The sequence below is a fragment of the Candidatus Acetothermia bacterium genome (assembly GCA_024653305.1).
Lineage (GTDB): Bacteria > Bipolaricaulota > Bipolaricaulia > Bipolaricaulales > Bipolaricaulaceae > JACIWI01.
Window position 1 is genome coordinate 1 of record JANLFW010000035.1, and the last position, 4486, is coordinate 4486.

Annotated in this window: 5 protein-coding genes and 1 pseudogene; 4 read left to right on the forward strand and 2 right to left on the reverse strand. The window is 71.0% G+C overall.

The window, feature by feature from the left end; translation table 11 throughout:
• From NUV94_07945 to NUV94_07960, 4 genes are all read left to right on the forward strand, one after another.
• Positions 1–742: polymer-forming cytoskeletal protein (locus NUV94_07945; protein MCR4392669.1), on the forward strand; the 742-nt coding region annotated here is incomplete at its 5' end.
• The gene (locus tag NUV94_07950; protein ID MCR4392670.1) at positions 739–987 is read left to right on the forward strand and encodes a hypothetical protein; all 249 of its coding nucleotides are present in this window, start codon (positions 739–741) and stop codon (positions 985–987) included. The genes NUV94_07945 and NUV94_07950, both read left to right, overlap by 4 nt.
• Positions 984–2633, forward strand: coding sequence for a DUF885 domain-containing protein (locus NUV94_07955; GenBank protein ID MCR4392671.1), 1650 nt, complete (start codon positions 984–986; stop codon positions 2631–2633). Before NUV94_07950 ends, NUV94_07955 begins: the two co-directional genes overlap by 4 nt.
• An 18-nt stretch (positions 2634–2651) precedes the next feature.
• On the forward strand, positions 2652–3788 hold the full coding sequence (locus NUV94_07960; GenBank protein ID MCR4392672.1) for a winged helix-turn-helix domain-containing protein: 1137 nt from the start codon (positions 2652–2654) through the stop codon (positions 3786–3788).
• An 18-nt stretch (positions 3789–3806) separates the two neighbouring features.
• Here the strand turns inward: NUV94_07960 and NUV94_07965 are convergent, their stop codons facing one another.
• Positions 3807–4262 carry a hypothetical protein gene (locus tag NUV94_07965; GenBank protein ID MCR4392673.1) on the reverse strand — a complete coding sequence of 152 codons (456 nt, stop codon included), beginning with the start codon at positions 4260–4262 and terminating at the stop codon, positions 3807–3809.
• Positions 4263–4303: 41 nt separating this feature from the next.
• Positions 4304–4444 (reverse strand): annotated as a pseudogene (locus NUV94_07970) (FAD-dependent oxidoreductase).
• Between the last annotated feature and the right edge of the window lie 42 nt (positions 4445–4486).

Consider the following 4486-nt stretch of genomic DNA (forward strand, 5'->3'; position numbering starts at 1 on the left):
GGGAGGTGCGCTGATGGAGCGACACAATGTTTCCATATCCGGGGCGGGGAAGATCACCGGAGGCGAGTACGGGGACGTGCGCATCGCCGGGTCCGGGCGGGTGGATGGGGACATCACCGCCGAGGAATTCTGCATCTCCGGGTCGGGGAGGGTCCAGGGCAACACCAAGGCCCGGGAGATCACGGTGTCCGGATCGGCCAAGTTCGCCGGCCGGGTGGAGGCGGACGTGCTCGAAACCTCCGGGAGCTGTGGCATCGACGGGGACGCGGAGGTGAAGGAGTTCCGGTGCTCCGGGTCCCAGCGGGTGGGGGGAAAGCTCCGGGCCCACTACGTGCGGGCCAGCGGTTCTCTCCAGGTCGGGCAGGACGTGGAGGCCGACGTGTTCACCTCGTCGGGCAAGTTCGAGATCGGGGGGCTCCTTTCCGCGGACCGGGTGGAGGCCAAGCTCGTGGGGAACAGCCGAGCCCGGGAGATCGGGGGGGAGCGGATCGAGGTGCACACGGGCCCAGGGTTTTCCCTTGGGATCAACTTGGCCGGCCTGCGTCTCGGGAGGTTCGCCACCGGCTCCCTCACCGCGGAGACCATCGAGGGCGACACGGTGGACCTGGAGGCGACCGAGGCCCAGGTCGTGCGGGGGAAGGTGGTCCGCATCGGCCCAGGGTGCCGGATCGGCTGGGTGGAGTACACCGACTCCCTCGAGGTCCACCCCGAGGCCGAGGTGGGGGAGAGGGTCGAGCGATGATCGGGCGCCTCATCGGCAGTCTGATTGGGGTTGCGTCCGGGCTCGTCGGGGCGGCCCTCGGGGCGGGCGGGGCCCTCCTGGGGGCGGCGCTCCTCATCCCGCTCGTCGTGGTGTTGGTCCTCCTTGTAGCCGCCATTCTCCTCCCGATCATCCTCCCCCTCCTCACTGTGGGCGGGGCCTGGCTCCTCGTGCGGATCCTCTTCCCCCGCTATCCTTCCCCGGCAGCGAAACGGAGGCGGGAATGACCCAAGCAAGCGAAGCGGAGTTCTACGCGCTCGTAGACCAGTTCTTCCAGCGGATGATGGAGGAGTCCCCGGTGGCGGCGACCCAGCTCGGGGACCACCGGTTCGACCACAAGCTGGGGGACCACAGCCCCCCCGCCCGGGCCCGGCAGGAGAAGATGCTCCGGGAGGCCCTGGCCCAGCTTGAGGGCATGGATGACGCTCGCTGGTCGGCCGACGCCCGGATCGACCACACCCTCGTCGTCCGGCTGGCGCGGTCGTTCCTCAGGGAGATCGAGAAGCTCCAGCACTACCAGCGAAGCCCGGGGATGTACGTGAACGAGTGCCTGGGCGGCGTGTTCCTCCTCCTCATGCGCGACTTCGCCCCGTTCCGGGTGCAGATGAGGAGCGCGGTCGGGCGCCTGCGGGAGGTCCCCCGGGTCCTGGCCCAGGGGAAGGAGAACATCGTTCCGGAGCGGGTGCCCAAGGTGTGGGCCGAGACCGCCCTCGAGGGGGCCAAGCGGGGGCTCATCTTGTTCCGGGTCGTCCTCCCCCTCCTCAGCCTCCGGACGCCGTGGCTGTTCCCCCAGGTCCTCCTCGCCAGCCGCCGGGCGGCGCGGGCGCTTGGGGACTACGTCCGGTTTCTGGAGCGCGAGGTCCTCCCCCAGGCGCGGGGGCAGTTCGCGGTGGGCAAGGAGCTGTTCGAGGAGATGCTCCGGGAGGACCACCTCCTCGACTACTCCGCCGATGAGCTCCTCGAGCTGGGGTGGAAGCTCCTCCGCGACACCCGGGCCCAGATGGAGACCCTAGCAGCGAAGGTGGCCCCGGGGAAGACGGCCCGGGAGATCATCGAGGAGGCGAAGAAGGACCACCCCTCGGCGCGGGAGCTTCTCCCCACGTACCGGCGGGAGATGGCGCGGGCGCGGCGGTTCGTGGAGGAGCGGGGGATCGTGACCACTCCCCAAGGGGAGACGCTCCGCATCCGCCCCACGCCCCCCTCGATGCGGCCGGTGATCCCCTACGCCGCGTACATGATGCCGGGGCCCTTGGAGGAGAAGCAGGAGGGGACGTTCCTCGTGACCCCGGTGGAGCGGCTGGCGCCACGGCGGGTGCGGGAGGAGAAGCTGCGCGGCCACTGGCGGGCCAAGATCCCCATCACCGCCCTCCACGAGGCCTACCCCGGCCACCACCTCCAGCTCGTGTACGCCAACCGCCACGCCAAGACCCTCCCCCGCAAGGTGGGAAGCGCCCTGTCTAGCCTGTTCGTGGAGGGGTGGGCGTTCTACTGCGAGGAGCTCATGGAGTCCCTGGGGTTCCTCGATCAGCGCGTGCAGAAGATGGCGCGGCTGCAGGATCAGCTGTGGCGGGCGGCGCGGATCGTCCTCGACGTCTCCCTCCACACCGGGAGGATGACCGTGGACGAGGCAATCGAGTTCCTGGTGAAGGAGGCGGGCCTGGAGGAGCCCAACGCGAGGGCCGAGGTCCGGCGGTACACGGCCTCCCCCACGCAGCCCATGAGCTACCTCATCGGGAAGCTGGAGATCCTCAAGGTGATCGAGGAGTACAAGCGGCGGCGGCCGGGGGCGTCGCTGCGGGAGATCCACGACGCGATCCTCGCCTGCGGGTCGCTTCCCCCAAAGCTCCTCCGGGAGCGGCTCCTCGCGGGGTAGAGCCGGTGGGGGGGAGACTTGCAGTTCCTGTTCTGCGGTTCTACCGGTCCTGACCCCGAGCTGAACCCCTACCGAGTGTGCAATCCACCGCCGCGCCAGGCCATCCTCCGCACCATCAACGCCCGGCCCCTGGGCGCGGAAGGCGTGGCCGTCCAGGTGGGCCTTCCGGCGGGGGAGGTCCGGCGCCACCTCGGGGCCCTGGAGCGGGCCGGGCTCGTCCGGCAGGTGGGAGCAGCGTACCAACCCACGTTCCCCATCTTCACGAGGGGGGACCTGGAGGCGCTCACGCCGTGGATGACCGGTTCCGCCGCGGCGTTCGCCGAGGTCGTACGGCAGCACATGGACTTGGTCGCCCGCACGCACGACCGCTGTCGCTTTTCGGACCAGGGGTGGACGGTGGCCGAAACCGGGTACATCCTGGTTGGAGCCTACACCTTCGACTACGGGGGACTGGCCCTGGAGAGCACCGGCTACCTCGTAGCGGCCCAGGACATGCCGGGTGGGCGGTACGTGTTCACAGGGATCGACGGGGAAGGGATCGACCTCCGGGCACGCTGGATGTGGGGGCACAGCACGAGCTTTGGAGAATTCACGTTCTTCGGCCACGGGGAGGTCCCCGCCGGGGGGGGCCGCCGGGCGTTTCCCGACCTTGCCTGGCGGTGGGCCCACGAGGGGAGGCCCGAGGCACAGATCGCCCGCACCATGGTGGAGCTGGGCCAGATCCTGGTCGCCTTCGCCCGAAGGCCCCAGCTCTCCGCTCCCTGTGGGCTTGGGGAAGCAGGGCTTGCCGACCAGCTGGCCCTTCTGCACGAGCTTGGGTACGTAGCGTGTCGGGGAACGAACTGGCGATCGCTTTGTCCCGTGGTGGACGAGCCCGCCCGGGCCGCGGTTCGGGACATGGTGGACAAGCTGTGGGCGCACCTCCTCCGTCAAGCGGTGTCTCCCCGGTGGGGCGACCTGGAGCGCACCTACCTGACGACTGCGCCGGCCCGGAACGGGGTGCCGTTGCCGGTGGCGTTCAACGCCCTGCACCACCTCGTGTTCGACGGGGCCCTGCGCAAGCTGATGGAGCGGGGGACGATCACCTGTCCCCCCCGCCGCAGGGACGGGGCCGCCTACGCCCTGTGGGTAGAGTGGGAGGGCAGGTTTCGTTAGCTCCTCTCCGCCCTGGGGCTAGCCGGTGTGGAGGGGGCGGGCCAGGGCGGCGAGGGCGGCCTCCCACAGCCCCTCGGGGAACGTGGGGTGGGCGTGGACTGTGGCCGCAAGCTCCTCGTCTTTGAGGCCCAACCCAACGGCGAGGGCGGCCTCGGCGATGAGGTCCGAGGCGTGGGGGCCCACGATCTCCGCCCCCACGACCCTCCCCTCCCCATCGACGACCACCTGAACGTGCCCCTCCGTCTCCCCTTCCGCCCACGCCCGGCCCAGGGCCGCCAGGGGGAACCGCCCCAGCCGGAACCCCCGGGCGGGAGCCTCGTCCGCTGGTACCCCCACCAGGGCCACCTCGGGCTGGGTGAAGATCGCCTGGGGGACCACGGCCTCCTCCGCCGGAGGTGGGGGCTCCCCGCGGCGCGCCGAACCGATGATCTCCGCCACGCGGAGGCCCTCGTGGGACGCCTTGTGGGCGAGCATCCACCCCCCCGGAGGCCGCCGATCGCGTACACGCCGGGAGCGGCCGCCAGGTGAGCGTCTGTGGCCACAAACCCCCGCTCTAGGCGGGCCCCCACCGCCTCCAGGCCCAGGCCGGAGCTGCGCGGCCGGCGGCCCACGGCCACGAGGACCGCGTCGGCGGGGAGCTCCTCCCTTGCCCCCATCGGCAAGGCCGGGAAGAGCCTCCTGTGGAAGGAGGGCGGGTA

Coding starts and splice junctions, on each gene's coding strand:
- NUV94_07950 (MCR4392670.1), top strand. CDS start 739: ATGATCGGGCGCCTCATCGGCAGTCTGATTGGGGTTGCGTCCGGGCTC.
- NUV94_07955 (MCR4392671.1), top strand. CDS start 984: ATGACCCAAGCAAGCGAAGCGGAGTTCTACGCGCTCGTAGACCAGTTC.
- NUV94_07965 (MCR4392673.1), bottom strand. CDS start 4,262: ATGCTCGCCCACAAGGCGTCCCACGAGGGCCTCCGCGTGGCGGAGATC.